This window comes from Acidiphilium sp. MT5 (genome assembly GCF_054767495.1).
The window spans coordinates 410,455-429,124 of the sequence record NZ_BAABMR010000001.1; the positions used below are offsets into that span (position 1 = coordinate 410,455).

General features: G+C 59.3%; 13 protein-coding genes and 1 tRNA gene. 8 read left to right on the plus strand and 6 right to left on the minus strand.

What is annotated here, in order from left to right; all coding sequences use genetic code 11:
* Positions 1–100: 100 nt before the first annotated feature.
* Positions 101–1,147: an arginase family protein gene (locus ACYUCQ_RS01935; RefSeq protein WP_460252805.1), complete on the minus strand. Its 1,047-nt coding sequence runs from the start codon at positions 1,145–1,147 to the stop codon at positions 101–103.
* Between the two features lie 94 nt (positions 1,148–1,241).
* Between ACYUCQ_RS01935 and ACYUCQ_RS01940 the strand changes: the two genes are divergently transcribed.
* Positions 1,242–2,804, plus strand: a complete 1,563-nt coding sequence (locus ACYUCQ_RS01940) for a peptide chain release factor 3 (protein ID WP_460252843.1) — start codon at positions 1,242–1,244, stop codon at positions 2,802–2,804.
* Positions 2,805–2,882: 78 nt separating this feature from the next.
* On the opposite strand, the gene serA is transcribed toward ACYUCQ_RS01940, so the two are convergent.
* Both serA and ACYUCQ_RS01950 read right to left on the minus strand, forming a co-directional pair.
* On the minus strand, positions 2,883–4,469 hold the full coding sequence (gene serA, locus ACYUCQ_RS01945) for a phosphoglycerate dehydrogenase (protein ID WP_460252806.1): 1,587 nt from the start codon (positions 4,467–4,469) through the stop codon (positions 2,883–2,885).
* A 121-nt stretch (positions 4,470–4,590) separates the two neighbouring features.
* Complete coding sequence (locus ACYUCQ_RS01950) at positions 4,591–5,769, minus strand: phosphoserine transaminase (RefSeq protein WP_460252807.1); 1,179 nt, start codon at positions 5,767–5,769, stop codon at positions 4,591–4,593.
* Positions 5,770–5,929: 160 nt separating this feature from the next.
* On the opposite strand from ACYUCQ_RS01950, the gene ACYUCQ_RS01955 reads away from it, so the two are divergent.
* The 3 genes from ACYUCQ_RS01955 to ACYUCQ_RS01965 all read left to right on the plus strand — a co-directional run bounded on the left by ACYUCQ_RS01955 (position 5,930) and on the right by ACYUCQ_RS01965 (position 7,078).
* Positions 5,930–6,005, plus strand: a tRNA-Phe gene (locus ACYUCQ_RS01955).
* A gap of 58 nt (positions 6,006–6,063) precedes the next feature.
* Positions 6,064–6,642 (plus strand): DUF4337 domain-containing protein, encoded by a 579-nt coding sequence (locus ACYUCQ_RS01960; RefSeq protein ID WP_460252808.1) that lies wholly within the window; start codon positions 6,064–6,066, stop codon positions 6,640–6,642.
* A gap of 166 nt (positions 6,643–6,808) precedes the next feature.
* The gene (locus ACYUCQ_RS01965) at positions 6,809–7,078 is read left to right on the plus strand and encodes an HU family DNA-binding protein (protein WP_460252809.1); all 270 of its coding nucleotides are present in this window, start codon (positions 6,809–6,811) and stop codon (positions 7,076–7,078) included.
* Positions 7,079–7,135: 57 nt separating this feature from the next.
* On the opposite strand, the gene ACYUCQ_RS01970 is transcribed toward ACYUCQ_RS01965, so the two are convergent.
* Both ACYUCQ_RS01970 and ACYUCQ_RS01975 read right to left on the minus strand, forming a co-directional pair.
* Entirely contained in the window at positions 7,136–8,167 is a 1,032-nt protein-coding gene (locus tag ACYUCQ_RS01970) for a hypothetical protein (protein ID WP_460252810.1), read from the minus strand.
* Positions 8,167–9,621, minus strand: coding sequence for an MBOAT family O-acyltransferase (locus ACYUCQ_RS01975; protein WP_460252811.1), 1,455 nt, complete (start codon positions 9,619–9,621; stop codon positions 8,167–8,169). Before ACYUCQ_RS01975 ends, ACYUCQ_RS01970 begins: the two co-directional genes overlap by 1 nt.
* Positions 9,622–9,770: 149 nt before the next feature.
* Here ACYUCQ_RS01975 and ACYUCQ_RS01980 point away from each other — a divergent pair, with 149 nt between their 5' ends.
* From ACYUCQ_RS01980 to ACYUCQ_RS01995, 4 genes are all read left to right on the plus strand, one after another.
* A complete protein-coding gene (locus ACYUCQ_RS01980) occupies positions 9,771–10,922 on the plus strand; it encodes an ATP phosphoribosyltransferase regulatory subunit (protein WP_460252812.1) in 1,152 nt (383 codons plus the stop codon).
* 3 nt (positions 10,923–10,925) lie between these two features.
* Positions 10,926–12,215, plus strand: a complete 1,290-nt coding sequence (locus ACYUCQ_RS01985; protein ID WP_460252813.1) for an adenylosuccinate synthase — start codon at positions 10,926–10,928, stop codon at positions 12,213–12,215.
* Between the two features lie 296 nt (positions 12,216–12,511).
* A complete protein-coding gene (locus ACYUCQ_RS01990) occupies positions 12,512–15,955 on the plus strand; it encodes an indolepyruvate ferredoxin oxidoreductase family protein (protein ID WP_460252814.1) in 3,444 nt (1,147 codons plus the stop codon).
* 54 nt (positions 15,956–16,009) lie between these two features.
* A complete protein-coding gene (locus ACYUCQ_RS01995; RefSeq protein ID WP_460252815.1) occupies positions 16,010–17,680 on the plus strand; it encodes an AMP-binding protein in 1,671 nt (556 codons plus the stop codon).
* Here ACYUCQ_RS01995 and holA read toward each other — a convergent pair.
* The gene (holA, locus tag ACYUCQ_RS02000) at positions 17,661–18,668 is read right to left on the minus strand and encodes a DNA polymerase III subunit delta (protein WP_460252816.1); all 1,008 of its coding nucleotides are present in this window, start codon (positions 18,666–18,668) and stop codon (positions 17,661–17,663) included. The two genes, ACYUCQ_RS01995 and holA, sit on opposite strands and share 20 nt — an antisense overlap.
* Between the last annotated feature and the right edge of the window lie 2 nt (positions 18,669–18,670).

An 18,670-nucleotide genomic window follows, 5' to 3' on the forward strand; every position in this document is an offset into this window, starting at 1 on the left:
AAGCGAGGGCAGAGCAGGCAGGTTGGGAAATTGAACGGCGACGCATCGGGTGATCCTTTATCATCAGAGCAGGGAAGGGACGAGTAACGATACGGCGAGCCTAATCGGCCAGCGTGGTCAGCCAGCGTTGGGGCGGGTTGCGCCCCTCGGCGCGGAAATAGCGGATTCCGGCGAGAACGTCCAAGGCGCTTTCCGGGAGCGATGTTGGGATCGGTTGATCGGTCAACACACCCCATAATCCGGCCCAGCAGCGTGCCACGGCATAAGGATTATAGCCACCGCCGCCGAGCACAATCAGCCGTGGGCAAAGCGGGCGGATCGCGGCAAGGGCGCGCCAAAGCGCCTGATTACTCAGCGAAAGCCGCGCCATCGGGTCGTCTGCCAGTGCATCGGCGCCGATGAGCAGCATGATCGCCTCGGGTTGATGCGCTATCAGGGCAGGAATAATGGTATGGTGGAGTAGATGATCAAAGCCCACATCATCAAAGCCAGCAGGAACCGGGAAATTGAGCACGCCATGTGCAGGATCGCTCTCGGTGCCGGTGCGCGGCCAACGACCGGCCTCGTGCATGGAGATCGTCAGAATATCGGGATCATGGGCAAAGGCGTGCTCAACGCCGTCGCCGTGATGCGCGTCAAAATCGACATAGGCGAGGCGGCCTAGTCCCAAAGCCCGCCAGCGCATCAGGCCAAGCACCGCGTCGTTGAGGTAGCAAAAGCCGCTGGCGCGGGCCGGCATCGCATGGTGATTGCCACCAAAGGGGAAAAACACGGTCCCGCCAGAAATCGTCAGCTCAGCGGCGCGTCGGGTGCCGCCCGCCGCCACAGCCGGACGGCGAAACACTGCCGGATGAATTGGATTAGACTCCACGCCGATGCCGAAACGCCGTTTATCCGCCATCGGCAAATCCTGCATGGCCTCGGCGCGCGCCAACGCATCCAGATAAGAAGGCGAATGATATTGTTCGAGCGCCGCCTGACTGGCTTGCGGTGCTGGCTGGCAATGATGGTCGCACAGCCAGCCGAGCGCGCGTGCCAAATCTTCCGCCAGCGATGCGCGCAAAACCGCGAGCGGATGCGGCGGTGCGGCAATCGGCTGGCGATGTACCGCCGAGGTGATGAATAAAGGGGCAGGGAGGGTGGCCAAGCAATTCACCGCACTTCCCTACACAATCCGCCTTATGCTCGCTATAGCACGCCCCATGATGAATGATTTGCCGCGTGATCCCCCCCTTGAGGCGATGACCGCCCCCATCGATGCACCAGACCCGTCAGCCGTTCTGCCGCGCCGGACATTTGCGATTATCTCCCATCCGGATGCTGGCAAAACCACCCTGACTGAAAAACTACTTCTATTCGGGGGTGCCATTCACGAAGCCGGCATGGTCAAAGCCCGACGTGATCGGCGCAATACCCGATCAGATTGGATGGCGATTGAGCGCCAACGCGGCATTTCCGTCACGTCCTCGGTAATGACTTTCGTTTGGCATGACGTGGTGTTCAATCTGCTCGATACACCCGGACACCAAGATTTCTCGGAGGATACCTATCGCACGCTCACCGCCGTCGATGCGGCGGTGATGGTGATTGATGCGGCGCGCGGGATTGAAGCACAGACGCTCAAATTATTTGAGGTTTGCCGCCTGCGCGACATTCCGATCATCACTTTTATCAACAAAATCGACCGCGAAGGTCAGGACCCGTTCACGCTGCTGGATGAAATCGCCAGCACGCTGGCGTTGGATGTTTGTCCGCTGGTTTGGCCGATTGGCATGGGGGGATTGTTTCGCGGCTGCTGGGATATATCCCGCAACCTCGCCATCGGGCGGCAATCGCCAGACGGAGAGATTTCGGCGCCGGTTTCGGTGCCGCCCGACCAACTGGCGGAGCTGCGCGACGCTGTCGAATTGGTGGGTGCCTATCCCGCCTTTGATCTGGCGGCATTTCGCGCGGGCCACCTCACGCCGGTGTTGTTTGGCAGTGCGCTGAAGGATTACGGCGTCGCCGAGCTTTTGACCTTGCTCGCGGATTTTGCACCGGCCCCCAGCCTCCAGCGCGCCGAGCCACACCCGGTTGCGGCATCGGATGCGGCGGTGACGGGGTTTGTGTTCAAGGTTCAGGCGAATATGGACCCGAACCACCGCGATCGGATCGCTTTTACCCGCATTTGCTCGGGAAGATTTCAACGCGGGATGAAGCTGTTTCATGTCCGTGCTGGCAAGTCGATGGCCGTGCAGGCACCGATTTTTTTCTTCGCGCGTGATCGTTCACTGGCGGAAGAAGCCTATCCCGGTGATATTATCGGCATTCCCAATCATGGATCGCTGCGCGTGGGCGATACGCTCACGGAGGGCGAAATGCTGCGCTTTACCGGCATCCCAAGCTTTGCGCCGGAAATTCTGCGGCGCATTGTCTTGACCGACCCGATGCGGGCCAAACAATTACGGCGTGCGCTCGAAGATCTGGCCGAGGAGGGTGTGGCGCAGATCTTTCGCCCGGTGCAGGGGGCAGATTGGATCGTCGGTGTCGTCGGCGCGTTGCAGCTTGATGTGCTGGCAGCGCGGATTGATGCCGAATATAAAATCCCGATCCGCTTTGAAGCAGCACCCTATAGCACGGCGCGCTGGGTCAGCGGCGATGATGCCAAGCGGCTCAAAGAATTTATCGACGCCAACCAATCATCGATGGGTTTGGATCGTGATGACAAGCCGGTGTTTCTGGCGCGGGATTCATGGTCGCTGCGGTTCGCGGCAGAGCGGTTTCCTGAGATCCGCTTTGCCGCGACGCGCGAGCAGGTGGCCTGAACCGCTCTAGCTTTTGTTTGTCGATCAATTTCATCGGCTTCGATCGAATCTGTTGATTCGACCTAAACCAATATTGATCTAAAACGCCAGAGCCGTCGCCTGCATCACCTGCGGTAAGGCACGAATGGCGGCAAGAACGGATTCCGGCAAAGCCTCATCAACCGAGATCAAGCATACCGCATCACCACCGGCAGCCGCACGGCCAAGATGGAAGGTCGCGATATTGATCGAGGCGTCAGCCAAAATGGCGCCGCATTTGGCGATGAAGCCGGGTTTGTCTTGGTTGGTGACATAGAGCATGTGGCGGCCAAAATCGGCCTCGACTTTGATGCCTTTGACCTCAACCAAGCGCGGCTTAGCGCCACCGAACAAGGTGCCAGACACTGAACGCGTCTGATCGCCGGTGGTCACGCTGATCCGGATCAGGGTTTGATATTCGCTATCGCGATCATGGATCGTTTCGGATACATCAATGCCATGATCGCGGGCAAACACCGGCGCATTCACCATGTTCACAGCCTCGGTGAGCGGCGACAACAAGCCCGCCAACAGGGCAGCCGTTAGGGGTCGATGATTCAAATGCGCCGCTGCCCCCTCATATTCGAAGCTCACCCGCTGGATCACGCCTTGGCGCGCCTCGGTCAATTGGCCGGCAAAACTTCCCAACAACTGGCACAGTTCCATATAGGGTTTCAAACGCGGTGCATCCTCTGCGGAGACCGAGGCCATGTTGATGGCATTGGTCACTGCGCCGGTGAGCAGAAAATCACTGATCTGCTCTGCCACTTGTAAAGCCACATTTTCCTGCGCCTCGGTCGTTGCGGCACCCAGATGCGGCGTGCAAACCATGTTTTCGAGCGAGAATAATTTATTGTCGGTTGCGGGTTCAATGTCGAACACATCAAGGGCTGCGCCGGCAACATGCCCCGCCACCAGCGCGTCATAAAGGGCGTCCTCGTCCACCAAACCGCCGCGCGCGCAATTGACAATGCGCACGCCCGGCTTGGTTTTGGCCAAATTGTCGCGCGAGAGAATATTGCGCGTCTGCTCAGTGAGCGGCGTGTGCAGGGTGATAAAATCAGCCCGCGCCAACAACGCATCGAGTTCAACTTTTTCGATGCCGAGCGATGTCGCACGCACCTCGGTCAAATAGGGATCATAAGCAATCACCCGCATTTTCAGCCCTAACGCACGATCCGCGACAATCGAGCCGATATTCCCTGCGCCAATCAAACCGAGCGTTTTATTGGTGAGTTCCACGCCCATAAAGCGATTTTTCTCCCACTTGCCGGCCTTGGTCGAAGCGGAAGCCGCCGGTAAGTCACGCGCGAGTGCGAACATCATGCCAATGGCATGCTCAGCGGTGGTGATGGCGTTGCCGTGCGGTGTATTCATCACAACCACGCCGCGGGCGGTGGCTGATTTGATGTCGACATTATCAACGCCAATCCCGGCGCGACCAATGACTTTCAAATTATGCGCCACATCGAGCAATTCGCGGGTCACTTTGGTGGCCGAGCGGATCGCGAGCCCGTCAAACTCGCCGATAATCGCGCGCAATTCAGCGGGCGTGAGGCCGGTCTTGACGGTGACATCAAGGCCGCGCTGCTTGAAGATGTCGATGGCGGCGGGGGAGAGTTTGTCGCTGATCAGAACTTTAGGCATGAGAAACCTCAGAAAAAAGGGGCAATTTAATCGATCGAAAGATAGAAATCGGCGATAACAACGCAGTTGCCACCGATCGTGACGGTGCCTGTTGCATCAACCACCGCCTATCGTCGTTTCATCACGCGGTCGTTTGATCGGCACCAACCTGATCAATGGCCCAATCAATCCAGGGCAACAACGAAGCGATATTGGCGGTGTCCACGGTCGCCCCGCCCCAAATGCGCAAGCCCGGCGGCGCATCGCGGTAAGCGGCAATATCATAGGCAACCGCTTCAGTTTCCAATAAGGCCGCAATTTTTTTCGCGGCTTTGGCCTGCGCATCGCTCTCAAGCGAGACAAACCAGGGGGCGGCGATCACCAAGCAAATCGAGGTGCAAGACCGGATTGCCGGATCAGAAGCCAGAAAGCCCACGCGATCATTCTGCGCGACCCAATCGGCAACAACGGCAAGATTAGCCTCGGATCGGGCGATCAAGGCGGGTAGACCACCGATCGATTGCGCCCAACGCAGCCCATCCAGCGCGTCTTCAGCGGCCAGCATTGACGGCGTGTTGATCGTCTCGCCCGCAAATAAGCCTTCAGTCAGTTTTCCGCCGGATGTCATGCGGAAAATTTTGGGTAGCGGCCAGGCCGGCTTATAGGTCAATAGCCGCTCGACCGCGCGGGGGCTGAGCGCTAACATGCCGTGCGCGGCCTCACCCCCCAACACTTTTTGCCACGACCAGGTAACGACATCGAGCTTGTCGAACGGCAACGCCATGGCGAAGGCCGCCGAAGTCGCATCGGCAATCACCAATCCCGCCCGGTCAGCAGGGATCCAATCACCATTGGGAATGCGCACGCCAGAGGTGGTGCCGTTCCAGGCCAGGACCACATCATGGCTGAAATCAACCGCCGACAAATCGGGCAATTGCCCATAGGGAGCGGCCAAAACGCGCGCATTGTCGAGCTTGAGCTGTTTAAGAATGTCGGTTGCCCATGCCTCGGAAAAACTCTCGAAGGCAAGCACATCAACCGGACGCGCACCCAGCATGGACCATAAAGCCATTTCCACGGCACCCGTGTCTGACGCCGGGACAATCGCCAACCGCCAATCGGCGGGCAGGCCCAGAATATCGCACGAGCGGGTGATAATTTCCGCGAGCTTCGCCTTCGGCTCCTTCGCGCGGTGCGAGCGGCCCAATAATGCACCCTGCAAAGCATCCAGCGCGAAGCCGGGGCGCTTGGCACAGGGGCCAGATGAAAAATTGGGATTGGCAGGGCGGGTTGCAGGCGGCGTTGGCGCATGCGCAGTCATAATGGCTCTCCCTTTCAGAAGATAAAGCGTCCCGGTGGGGGGACGTGGCCCAATCGCGGCCTTATCGCCTTCGCGGCTGCGACGCAAGAGGGGGGCATTTGCACCGATTGAACATGACGGCTTGATGGCGGCGCTCGGTTCGGCTATTTCATCCGTCAGTGCCCAGGTAGCTCAGTTGGTAGAGCATACGACTGAAAATTGTAGTGTCGGTGGTTCGATCCCGCCCCTGGGCACCATTTTCTGGTTTATCCAGTCCCCATCTCCTTGCAATCAACACTTACGTAGGCCACGACCATGGAACCTTCCGAGCTCGCGACCGAGACGTTGGAGCGCCATAAGCATATCGAGGAACATCCGCAAAACGAACATGCCAAGCGGATGGGGTTGTTGATCGGTATTTTGGCCGCGTGTCTGGCGATCAGCGAGATGGGCGAAAAATCGGCGCAGAACGATTACATCGCCAAACAGATCCAGGTAACTGATACGTGGAATTTTTATCAGGCGAAGGCGATCAAAGCCGAGCTCGCATCAGGCGAAGCCAAAACCTTGGCGGCATTGGCACGGCTGAATAACGATCCAAAATTGGCGCAAGCGGCAAAATTGGTCAGTCAAAAGGCCGTAAAAAATCTGTCTGATACCACCAATGGAAATGGAAAGGCCGAATTGCGCCAGCAAGCCGAGCAAGAAACCCGCGAGCGCAATCATCAATTACATCTTTATCATTTGTTGGAACTCGCCGTTGGCGCGCTGCAAATTGCCATTGTTCTAGCATCCGTTTCAGTGATTACTGAGATCAAATCCTTTAGCTGGGCATCCATCGCCCTTGGCGCCAGTGCTTTTGTCGGCGCGGCTGTGGTCATGGGTTTTCTGTAATTTCATTTTGATCCCCCTGTTCAAAACCTGCGCGAATCGCTAGAAGAATCGAGCGTGTCGCATCGAGACCCGATGCTAGCGCAAGAATCTTCAACCCGCCGACAAATCGGCGTCCGCATCGAGGGCAAACCCCGATCGGATCGGACACAGAGAGGGGCTTTCACCCATGTCGAAAGCGTTTATTGCTCAAGTTATCCAGGAATCAGCCGAAATTACCGGCGTGGCGGCGAATCGGGCCGCGACGGACCTGATCGAAGAAATCGTGAAGAAGCTGAAAAAAGAAGGCAAATTCACCCTGCCGAGCTTCGGCACGTTCACTGTGCGCAAAACCAAGGCTCGCAAGGGCGTCAACCCGCGCACGGGTGCTGAAATCAAGGTCAAAGCTGGTAAAACCGTCCGCTTCAAGGCCTCGCCGTCGCTCAAAAAAATGGTCTGACATCCACCCGGTCCCGATCCTGATTTCGTATTGATTTCAGTATCGGGGCATCGGTGGTTAGTGCGTTGTGTGTTTCACTAAAGCAATTTCTGTCCGGTAAGACGGACATGTTTCTGCTTCTTTTTGCATTGCGGTGGTTGGTGCGCTAACCGGGCGATGCGTTAAGCGCCCCAACCCGCGCGCGACGGCGAAAGATTGCAAATATTGGCAGGGTTGAGCCAAATGATCCTCGCTGTCGTAAAAATCAGCCGGCGGGTATCGGCTATGGTTTGCCGTGATCAAGAATGCGCCACCATTTTTTGTGTATGTCTCTCGAATGGGCGCAATATCCCTGGCTGACAGCGTCACCGTATCAAAATCAGTCGGCAATCCGCCAATCATCGTGACCCCTGCCGCCTGTTCGGCGCGCACGAATCGGGCAATAATCCGTCGGCCATACCCATCGCGAATTGTCCTTGGTGACGGCTCCGAACGATGCAACAAGGCGAGGAATTGCGGATCAGCGGTCAACAGCGTGGTGCCGATCCGATCGCCTTGCCGATCAAATTGCGCCGCTAGCTTGGCGCGGCGATGCCCATAGCCAACCCCGTGCGCGAGCATCTCGATCATCGCCTCAAGCCCATCGGTCAGCCGGTTGGAAAAAGCACTGGCCAAGGCGCGTTGTGGCCCCAAGCGCCAAAGCAATGCGCGATGATCGCGAAACAGCAGCGCGCTATCAACCGACAGATCATTTTGCGTCCGGGTAACGTCATATTGCTGTATTTCCATCGGCAAATAGACAATATCGCCACGATGCAGCAGCGGTCGCCACCGGGCGAATAAATCATCAAGGCTAAAACCCACGGCAATTCCAGCATTTTCGCAGGGCATTCGCAGCATTGCGCCAATCACGCGGCAGGAATGCGAATATGGCGCGTTGGAGCCAGCCAGGATCACGATTTTTGGTGAAGGCAGCCGGGCACCGCGCGCTAATTTCTGCTGCATCTCCAACCGAATCAGTCCCAGCGATAAAGGCCTGTTCAGCACGAAGGCAAAGCTGGCCAGATACAGCGCCACGGAAATCAAGCAGCAAAGGAGTAAGCGGCGCATTAAAACTGAAAATAGATAAAGGGGCGCGCAAACGGCGCAAAAAATAAGGCTTGCACACTAAAGGCAAATCCGGCGATCAACGCGGCATTGCGCCCTCGCAACGAGAGGGAATGCAAATCGGGCATTCGCAAAATGATCACCCAAGCGAGTGCCAGCAAAGCGGCCCCCTGCACCACACTCAGCGTGCGGGCGGCCCCGAGATAAGGCAGCACGGCAACCGGCGTCGCCATCAAGCGCAGGGCAGGAACGGCCTTGAGCAGCAATGTCGGTAGCGCAAACCCATCAAGCCCGGCCAGGCCGCGCGCCATAATCGTGCATGAGGCGAGCGATCCGGCCCGGAACGGCACCCAGGCCAGTAACACGGCCAGCATTGTTACAGCCTGAGCCAGGGTGCGATGTAATTGCCAACCGGTGCGGCGCCATTGATGATGAATAATCAAATATGCTCCATGCAGGCCGCCCCAGAGTGCAAAACTCCAGGCCGCACCATGCCATAGGCCGCCCAGCAGCATCGTGATCAGCAAATTGGCATTGCGCCGCCCTTCGCCACAGCGGTTGCCGCCAAGCGGGATATAGAGATAATCGCGCAAAAACATTGATAACGTGATGTTCCAGCGGCGCCAGAAATCACTGATGTCCCGCGCTTGATAGGGGCTGCGGAAATTCAGCGGGAACGCAATACCCAGCATCCGCGCAAGGCCAATCGCCATGTCCGAATAACCCGAAAAATCGAAATAGATTTGCGCCCCATAGGCGAGCACTGCGAACCAGGCTTCAACCAGCGTGAGCGAATGCCCAGCCATCGCGGCCCGAAAACCAGGATCGGCAAACCGTGCCAAGCTGTCGGCCAGGACTAATTTTTTAGCAAGACCGATTAAAAATATTTCAATACCGGCCACAAGATTAGCCTGATGCACGCGCCCGTCATGGTTGGTGAATTGCGGAATAATATCGGCCGGCCGCACAATCGGGCCAGCAATCAAATGGGCGAAAAACCCAACGAAACAGGCATAATCGAGCATGCCGCATCGCGGCACTTGGCCCCTATATGAATCGACCAGAAACATCACTTGCTGGAAGGTGAAAAAACTAATGCCCAACGGCAGAATAATTCCAAGTTGCACCGGGCCATGTCCCAACAGCGCGGCCCCGGTATCGGCGAGCAACCCGGCATATTTGAACCAGCCCAACAAGCCGAGATTGCCGATTAGGCCGAGGATGAGCCATGTTCGCGCTTGTGCTGAGCGCCGCATCACCCCGACCAGCGCGTAATTGACCAGGATGGAGCCGACCAACAACGGCAGAAATATCGGCTTCCACCATGCGTAAAAAACGAGGCTGGCCAGCAACAAGATCAATAACGACGCACGCCGGCTCCAGCGTCCGGCCACGGCAAACCCCAGTATCGTGAGCGGCAGGAAGGCCAGTATAAAGGCTGGCGTGTTGAATAGCATGACAATGCTCGCTTAGGTTGTGACCACGTAAGCATGACGCGCGGAATTTGCCAATTATTTTCTGCGCTGCCTGGTTCTGTCTGGCCGCGCGTCGTTTGGCGTCAGGCAGCGCTAATGGTATGAGGCCGCGCAACGCTGGGAAGACCGAAATGACCGAAGATTTGCCACCGCATCGCGGATTATTGCCAGCCGGCTTCGGCGATACATTGCCGCCGGACGCAGCCCGCGAGGCGCATTTGATCGAAACCCTGATGCATCGGTTCGATTTGAACGGGTATCAACGGGTGCAACCGCCCTTGGTTGAATTCGAAACCACCCTGCTTTCCGGTGCCGGTGCGGCTCTCGGCGAGCAAATCTATCGCATTATGGACCCGGAATCACAGCGCATGATGGGGTTGCGGGCGGATACCACGCCGCAAATTGCGCGGATCGCCACCACCCGGATGGCGGGTGCGCCGCGCCCGCTGCGCCTCGCTTATGCCGGCCCGTGCCTGCTGGTGCGCGGCACGCAAATGGCCCCCGAGCGTCAGGTGTCGCAGGCGGGGATTGAATTGATCGGCCCAGACTTGCCGCAAGCCGATGCCGAGGCGATCCTGGTCGCCGCCGATGCGCTCCGCGCCTCAGGCATCGGGTCGATGAGCATTGATCTGACCATGCCGCCCTTGATCCCAGCCTTGATCGGCAATGCCGCCCTTGGCGCGGCGGATCGGGCTGAACTCGCTCATGCGCTTGATCGCAAGGACGCCGCCGCCATTGCCCGGCACGGGGGCGATGGAGCAAATTCCCTTTGCACCTTGCTCGATGCCACCGGCCTTGCGCCGCGCGCCCTCGATATGATCGCGCAAATCGATCTACCCAAACCGGCCCGCGCTCTGGCGGATCGTCTTGCGGCAATCGTTGCCTGCATCGCCGCGGCAGACCCCGATTTGCGGGTCACCATCGATCCGGTGGAATTTCGGGGCTATCGCTATCACACCGGTGCCGCCGTCACGATTTTTGCGCCGGGTCGGCAGGTCGAGTTGGGACGTGGTGGCCGTTATCTCTGTGAAAACGGCGAATCGGCCACCGGTATCACGCTTTATCCTGACACGGCCTTGCGCGTCGCGCCAAAGCTGATCTTGCGCGCCCGGCTTTATCTGCCCGCCGACGCGCCGGTTGAGGCCGGTGCGGCAGCGCGCGCGCAGGGCTTCGCAACCATTGCCGGCCTTAGCCCGGTGGCGGACCTCGTTCACGAAGCTGGCCGACTCGGTTGTTCGCATCTCTGGCGCGATGGCGCCATTATCGATCTTTCAGGAGTATAATCCATGGCCAATGTCACGATTATCGGCGCTCAATGGGGCGACGAGGGCAAGGGCAAGGTGGTCGATTGGCTTGCTTCGCGCGCGGACATCGTCGTGCGGTTTCAAGGCGGGCATAATGCCGGGCATACGCTGGTGGTTGGCAATCAGACCTATAAATTATCGCTCCTGCCCTCAGGATTGGTGCGCGGTAAGCTCGGCTTGATCGGCAATGGCGTGGTGATCGACCCGGTGGCCTTGCTCGCCGAGATCGATCGGATTCGCGCGCAAGGCTTATCGATCACGCCAGAGACGTTGCGAATCGCGGATAATGCGCCGCTGATTTTACCCGTGCATGCAGCCCTTGATCGTGCCCGCGAGGCCGCACGCGGCGAACGGCGCATTGGCACCACCGGGCGCGGTATTGGCCCGGCTTATGAGGACAAGGTGGCACGCCGGGCGATCCGGGTGTGCGATCTGGCCGAGCCGGAAACGCTCGATTGGCGTCTCGATGAATTATTGCTGCACCACAACACGTTGCTCGCCGGTCTCGGCGCGCCGATTTTCGAAAAAGCCGCCTTGCTCGCCGAATTGCTGGCTTTAGCGCCGCGAATCCTCCCTTTTGCCGAGCCGATCTGGGAGCGTTTGGCCCAAGCGCGGCATGAAAATGCCCGCATTCTGTTTGAAGGCGCACAGGCGGTCATGCTTGATGTCGATCACGGCACCTATCCGTTTGTAACCTCGTCCAACACCGTCGCGGGCCAAGCGGCGGCGGGGGCGGGCATTGGGCCGGACGCCGTGGGGCGTGTGCTCGGTATCGCCAAAGCCTATTGCACGCGGGTTGGTTCCGGCCCGTTCCCTACCGAACTGCATGACGCCACCGGCCAGTTGCTGGGAGAGCGGGGGCACGAATTTGGCACCGTCACGGGTCGGCCACGCCGCTGCGGTTGGTTCGATGCCGCCTTGGTGCGCCAAGCCGTCAAGGTCGGCGGCATTCAGGGCTTGGCCCTCACTAAACTCGATGTGCTTGATGGTTTGCCAGAATTAAAAATCGGCGTCGGCTATCGTATCGATGGCACGATGATGCGGCATTTACCGCCCGGGGCACGCGCGCAGGCGCGGGCCGAGCCGGTTTTCGAGACTATCGAAGGCTGGACCAACTCAACGCGCGGCGCCCGGTCTTATGCCGAATTGCCAGCACAGGCGATCAAATATGTGCGGCGCATCGAGGAATTGGTGGAATGCCCAGTGACCTTGCTCTCCACCAGCCCAGAGCGCGACGATACGATTTTGATGCAAGACCCGTTCGCTGATTAATATCACATTTTCGTGAGTATTGGGAAAGATAGGGCGGATTTTCGCCCTATCCTTCGGCACTGCACAAAATTGAACGACATTTTATTTCGCCGAGCATGATCGTAACAGGACAGGTTACACGGCGTTTCCCATTGCCAAGCAGTATCCGGAAATTCGGTGTCGGTCGCCGCCTGATCGCCAAGTTTGACGGATTTTCCTCGTAATTTCAGGACTAAACCGGCATATTACACAGGTCCCGGCGGCATCGTTGTGCGCAGGGCGCTACCTGTCGTGATGATTTTACGGGGAAACGATTGATGAAGACCGCCGAACTTGCACGTGATGCCCGGTATCAAGCCCAATCGGGTCGGATGATCCTCACCGGCACCCAGGCGCTGATCCGGTTGCTGCTGACCCAGCGCCGCCGTGATCGGGCCAGTGGCTTTAACACGGCAGGGTTTCTCTCCGGCTATCGCGGCTCACCGCTCGGCGGGTTGGATGTGCAGGCTTTTGCCGCGAAAAAAATGCTGGACGCCGATGACATCGTGTTCAAGCCCGGTCTCAACGAAGATTTAGCGATGACGGCGGTATGGGGCAGTCAAATGACCCCGCTCTTCGCCGGCGCCAAGCGCGATGGCGTGTTCGCCATGTGGTATGGCAAAGGCCCCGGTGTCGATCGCTCGGGCGATGCGATGAAGCACGCCAATTATGCCGGCACCACCCGTTTGGGCGGCGTGCTGGTGGTGGCGGGCGATGATCACGCCGCTAAATCCTCCTCCATCGCCAATCAGAGCGAACAGGCGCTGATCGCGGCGGGCGTGCCGGTTCTGGCGCCAAGCTCAATCGCCGATATTCTCGATCTTGGCCTGTACGGTTGGGCGGCGTCGCGCCATTCCGGGCTCTATATCGGTTTTAAAACCGTCGAGGAAATTATCGATTGCACGGCCTCGATCAGCAGCGATCCGGAAACCCTACCCATCGTCATGCCGGAGATTGATCCGGCTTCCGTCGCCATGCGCTTGCATGAGGCGATCCTGGATCAAGAGGCGCGGGTGCTGCGCCTACGCTATCCCGCTTTGCTCGAATTTGTCCGCGCCAACCCGATCAACCGGCTGATCGAGCGTGCGCCCGGTGCGCGCATCGGCATCGTCACGGCGGGCAAATCATTCCTCGATGTTGAGCAGGCGCGCGGCGATCTGGGCCTGGAGGGCGTCCGCTTGCTCAAACTCGGCATGACCTGGCCCCTTGAGCCTGAGATCATTCGCGATTTCGCCCGTGGACTGGAAGAAATCATCGTCGTCGAAGAAAAACAACCGATTATTGAAAATCAAATTAAATCAATTCTCTATGGCAGTGCGACGGCACCGCGCGTGTTGGGCAAAACCGATGATCGGGGTGCCACTTTGCTTAAACCGGAATCTGATCTCTCCGCCGCCGAAATCACTCTGGCGCTAGGGGACCGCGCACAGGCCCTGATGCCAAGCGCCGCCCGCGCCGATATTCTGGCCAAATTGCGCAGCAATATCGATGCCGCGAATCAGCTCAATTTCGGCGCTCATCGCGTGCCGCATTTCTGCTCCGGCTGCCCGCATAGCACCTCCACCAAAGTGCCCGATGGCTCACGGGCCATGGCCGGCATCGGCTGCCATTATATGGTCACCTGGATGGATCGATCGACCGATGTGTTCTCCCATATGGGCGGCGAGGGTGTCGCCTGGATTGGTCAATCACCATTCACCGAAGAAAATCATGTGTTCGCCAATTTGGGCGATGGCACCTACCACCATTCCGGTTTGCTCGCGATTCGTGCCTCCGTCGCGGCGGGGGTGAACATCACCTATCGTATCCTGTTCAATGATGCGGTGGCCATGACCGGCGGCCAACATGTCGATGGCCCGCTGTCAGTCCCCCAAATCACCCGCCAGCTTGCCGCCGAAGGGGTCGCGCGCATCGATATCGTCACCGATGAGCCGGAGAAATACCAAACGGTGTCGGATCTGGCGCCGGGCGTGAAAATTCACCATCGCCGCGATCTTGATGCGATCCAGCGCGAATTCCGCACCATTCCCGGCACCACCGCCCTGATTTACGACCAAACCTGTGCCACCGAAAAACGCCGTCGGCGCAAACGCGGCACCATGGTCGATCCGGCCAAGCGGGCCTTCATCAATGAGCGCGTCTGCGAAGGTTGCGGTGATTGCTCGAAAGCCTCCAACTGCGTCTCGGTCGTGCCGCTGGAAACCGATTATGGCCGCAAGCGCGCCATTGACCAGTCATCCTGCAACAAGGATTTCTCCTGCGTCGATGGGTTTTGCCCCAGTTTCGTGACGGTGCATGGCGCGGGCCTGCGTAAGCCGGAGGCAACGCTCGCCGCAGCCCCGACCGATCTGCCCGAGCCAACACGCCCAGGCCTAGAGCGGCCCTGGAACGTGGTCATCGCCGGTATCGGCGGCACCGGCGTGGTCACAATCGGCGCCATGCTCGGTATGGCCGCGCATCTCGATGGGTTGCCAGTATCGGTGCTCGATGTGCTGGGGCTTGCTCAAAAAGGCGGAGCCGTCGTCTCGCATGTCCGCTTTGGTGGCGCTGCGGGCACCGGCCAAGCGCTGCGGGTGCCGGAAGGTCGCGCTGATTTGCTGCTGGGCTGCGATGCGCTGGTTGCCGGCGAGCATGAAACGCTCGATTGCCTGGGCGAAAATACCGCAAGCGTGGTCAATTTGCACGAGACCATCACCGGCGCCTTCACCCGCGATCCTGATTTTTCATTGCCCATGCGTCGGCTGCGCCAAACCATCGCCGCGCGGGTTGGCGAGGCGCATCTCTCCGCGCTCGATGCCACCTCGATCGCAACGGCGCTGATGGGCGATGCGATTGCAACCAATCTGTTTGTGCTCGGTTATGCCTGGCAGATGGGTAAAGTGCCGGTATCGCGGGAATCACTGGAGCAGGCGATACGGGTTAATAATCAATCGGTTGAGCTTAATCTCGCCGCCTTCGCCTGGGGGCGCGCTGCCTGTCTTGATCTCCCTGCCGTGCTCGCCAAACTGCCCAATACCACCAAAAAAGCCGATGCCGCGCCTGACCTCGACACGCTCATCCACCGTTTTGACAACGAGCTCGTGGCTTACCAAAACGCGGCCTACGCCCAGCCTTATCGAGCCTTGATCGCCGATGTGCGGGCGATAGAAGCGCGCTTGCGCCCTGGCTCCATCGCCCTGACCGAGGCGGTGGCGCGTAATTTCTACAAATTGCTTGCTTACAAAGACGAATACGAAGTCGCCCGCCTCTATAACGCGCCTGCGTTCCGGACCGCCATCGCCGCGCAATTCGTCGATGGCGGCAAAATCCATATCCATCTCGCGCCGCCGCTACTCGCCAAGCGCGACCCGCGCACCGGCCATTTGCAAAAACGCGCCTTCGGCCCCTGGGTGCTCACCGCCTTCCGCGTGTTGGAAAAATTCAAATTCCTGCGCGGCACCGAATTCGATCCGTTCGGCCGGACCGAGGAACGCCGTATCGAGCGGGCCTTGCCAGGGCGCTATGAACGCTCGATCCGCCAGGCGCTCGCGGTGCTGGATGATCATAATTTCGCCAAGGCGGTCGAACTCGCGACCCTACCCGCGCAAATTCGTGGCTATGGCCACGTGAAAGAGGCGAATTTGCGCGCCGTTGAACCGCTTTGGCAGTCATTGGATGCTGTTTTCGCCAATGGCAGCGCGCCGGCACCGCAATCGCACCACTACAAACTCGCCGCTGAGTAATCCTCTTTCACGATCCGTTGCGGCACGGTAGTCTGGCCGCAACGGGAGTGAAACATGCAAAATAGCTATGTTCAGGGTTTAAGTGCCACACCGCGTCTCGGTTTAACGATTGGCGCGGCACTGGCGCAGGCGGCGCGTGACCATGCCGAGCGTGACGCGCTGGTGTCTTGCAGCCAAGGCGTGCGGCTGAGCTACGCGGCATTTGATGCGCGGGTCGATGCCTGCGCGGCTGGTCTGCTGGCTCTTGGGCTGGAGCCCGGTGATCGGATTGGCATTTGGTCGCCCAACAATGCCGAATGGGCAATTTTGCAATTCGCCTCGGCGCGCGTGGGCATTATTCTGGTCACCATCAACCCCGCTTATCGCACCGCCGAGCTCGCTTTCGTCTTGAACAAAGTCCAGTGCAAAGCTTTGGTCTTGGCCCGGTCGTTCAAATCCAGCGACTATGTCGCCATGCTGCTCGAACTCGCGCCCGAATTGCGCCAAGCCTCCCCCGGCGCGCTGGAGGCGGCTTCTTTGCCACATCTCAAGCTTTGCATCGCCATCGGTGCTGAAACCGCCCCGCCCGGCATGATCAGGTTTGACGCGATCGATGACGCCGCGACCCCAGCCTCCTGCGCCCAGCGTGATGCGCTCGCGGCAACCCGGCAGTTTGACGAGGCCATCAATATCCAATTCACCTCCGGCACCACCGGCGCGCCCAAAGGTGCGACCTTATCGCATCATAATATTCTGAATAACGGCTATTTTGTCGGTGCCGGCTGTGGCCTGCGCGCGGGGGATCGCATTTGTATCCCGGTGCCACTCTATCATTGTTTTGGCATGGTCATGGGCAATCTGGCCGCGATCACCCATGGGGCCACCATGGTTTATCCCGCCGAAGGGTTCGATCCGCGCGCCACCCTCGCCGCCGTCGCCGCTGAGCGCTGCACGCATCTCTATGGCGTGCCAACCATGTTCATCGCCGAGCTGGATCACCCGGATTTCGCCAGCTTTGATTTATCCTCGCTGCGCGGCGGCATCATGGCGGGCACCACCTGCCCGATCGAGGTGATGAACCGGGTGATTTCGCGCATGAACATGGCCGAGATCACCATCTGCTACGGCATGACCGAAACATCGCCGGTCAGCTTTCAATCCGCCCCGGATGACCCAACCGAACTGCGCGTGGCGACGGTTGGCCGGATCCACCCGCATCTTGAGGTGAAACTCATTGATACCGAGGGTAAAATCGTCCCGGTCGGCACCAAGGGCGAAATTTGCACGCGCGGCTACTCCGTCATGCTCGGCTATTGGGGCGAGCCGGAAAAGACCCATGAAGCGATCGATGATGCGGGCTGGATGCATACCGGCGATCTCGGCGTGCTCGATGCGCAGGGCTATTGCACCATCGTTGGGCGCAGCAAGGATATCGTCATCCGTGGCGGTGAAAATATCTATCCGCGTGAGGTCGAGGAGTTCTTATTCCGTCACCCGAAAATTGCCGCCGCCAGCGTCTTTGCCGTGCCAGACCCCAAATATGGCGAGGTGCCCTGCGCCTGGGTGCAGCCGGCGCCGGGTGAACGCCTGACCGATGCCGAGGTGCGGCACTTCTGCGAAGGGCAAATCGCCCATTACAAAATCCCGCGCTATGTGCGCATCGTCGATACATTCCCCATGACGGTAACCGGGAAAATTCAAAAATTCATCATGCGCGAAACGATGATCAACGAGCTCGGGCTGTAGCCCCGGCCAGATCATAAAAAAGCCGCTTGCACAGCAAGTCCGGCACCGCGCCTGAGGATTTGCACGCCGCCTCCGCCGTCAGCGCCATGCTGATCGCCCGGATAATCGCGGGTTCACGCCAGCGCGTCGCGGCCTGCACCACCACGGGCACCCGCCGGAAAAACACCGGCGGGCGCATTGAAGCCACCGCATCGCGCGGCGCGGCGCCTTGCGCAATTTTTTCCGCCAGCAAGCGCAATCTTGCCAATTCGCTGAGCAAAACCCGGATCACCGCGACCGGAGCCGCCCCCTCATCCAGCGCCAGCGCGAGCGCATGATCCGCCCCGGCCAGATCACCCGCCAACGCCGCATCAATGGCGTCCTGCATCGAGCCGGTGCCTTGATCGTCCAACACCGCGTCGATCTCGGCAACATCAACCCGCTTATCGGCGCCAGCATATAAAATCACCCGCTCGGCCGCATCGCGCAACGCGCCAGTCTCGCCACCCAATCGTGCAGCCGCCAATGTCAGCGCCTCGCTGGTTATGCTCACCCCCGCTTCGCGCAGCATCGCAGCAAAGGCAGGGCCACGCGCCGAGGCGTCCGGCACATAGCAAATGATCGCGGCACAATCATCGCGCTTCTCGGCAAGCCCCCGCAATTTCGAACGCGTGGTCAAATCCCCGGCGAGCACCACCATCAGCGCATCGCCCGGCGTCGCCAAGGCGGCCTCAACAAATTTTACCTGCGCATCCCCGACATCGCGGAGCAAAACAACCCGCCGCCCGCCCCCAAACGCTGGGGCTGAGGCTTCCTCAGCCAAACGCTCCGCCTGATCGGCACTCAGCTCGGTGGCGCGAAACGGATCATCGAGCGATCCGGCGATCCGCTTCGCCAAACCCCGGCCCCACTCCACCACCCGCGATGTGTCAGCGCCAAAAATCAGCACCAGGCGGGTTTTGCCAGGATCGGCCAGAAAACGGTCAGTGTGGCGCGCATCGATTTTCATCG

What these genes read in the sequence shown, in the direction of transcription:
- ACYUCQ_RS01940 (WP_460252843.1), top strand. Translation starts at nt 1,242, where the DNA reads ATGACCGCCCCCATCGATGCACCAGACCCGTCAGCCGTTCTGCCGCGC.
- serA (WP_460252806.1), bottom strand. Translation starts at nt 4,469, where the DNA reads ATGCCTAAAGTTCTGATCAGCGACAAACTCTCCCCCGCCGCCATCGAC.
- ACYUCQ_RS01950 (WP_460252807.1), bottom strand. Translation starts at nt 5,769, where the DNA reads ATGACTGCGCATGCGCCAACGCCGCCTGCAACCCGCCCTGCCAATCCC.
- ACYUCQ_RS01960 (WP_460252808.1), top strand. Translation starts at nt 6,064, where the DNA reads ATGGAACCTTCCGAGCTCGCGACCGAGACGTTGGAGCGCCATAAGCAT.
- ACYUCQ_RS01965 (WP_460252809.1), top strand. Translation starts at nt 6,809, where the DNA reads ATGTCGAAAGCGTTTATTGCTCAAGTTATCCAGGAATCAGCCGAAATT.
- ACYUCQ_RS01970 (WP_460252810.1), bottom strand. Translation starts at nt 8,167, where the DNA reads ATGCGCCGCTTACTCCTTTGCTGCTTGATTTCCGTGGCGCTGTATCTG.
- ACYUCQ_RS01975 (WP_460252811.1), bottom strand. Translation starts at nt 9,621, where the DNA reads ATGCTATTCAACACGCCAGCCTTTATACTGGCCTTCCTGCCGCTCACG.
- ACYUCQ_RS01980 (WP_460252812.1), top strand. Translation starts at nt 9,771, where the DNA reads ATGACCGAAGATTTGCCACCGCATCGCGGATTATTGCCAGCCGGCTTC.
- ACYUCQ_RS01985 (WP_460252813.1), top strand. Translation starts at nt 10,926, where the DNA reads ATGGCCAATGTCACGATTATCGGCGCTCAATGGGGCGACGAGGGCAAG.
- ACYUCQ_RS01990 (WP_460252814.1), top strand. Translation starts at nt 12,512, where the DNA reads ATGAAGACCGCCGAACTTGCACGTGATGCCCGGTATCAAGCCCAATCG.
- ACYUCQ_RS01995 (WP_460252815.1), top strand. Translation starts at nt 16,010, where the DNA reads ATGCAAAATAGCTATGTTCAGGGTTTAAGTGCCACACCGCGTCTCGGT.
- holA (WP_460252816.1), bottom strand. Translation starts at nt 18,668, where the DNA reads ATGAAAATCGATGCGCGCCACACTGACCGTTTTCTGGCCGATCCTGGC.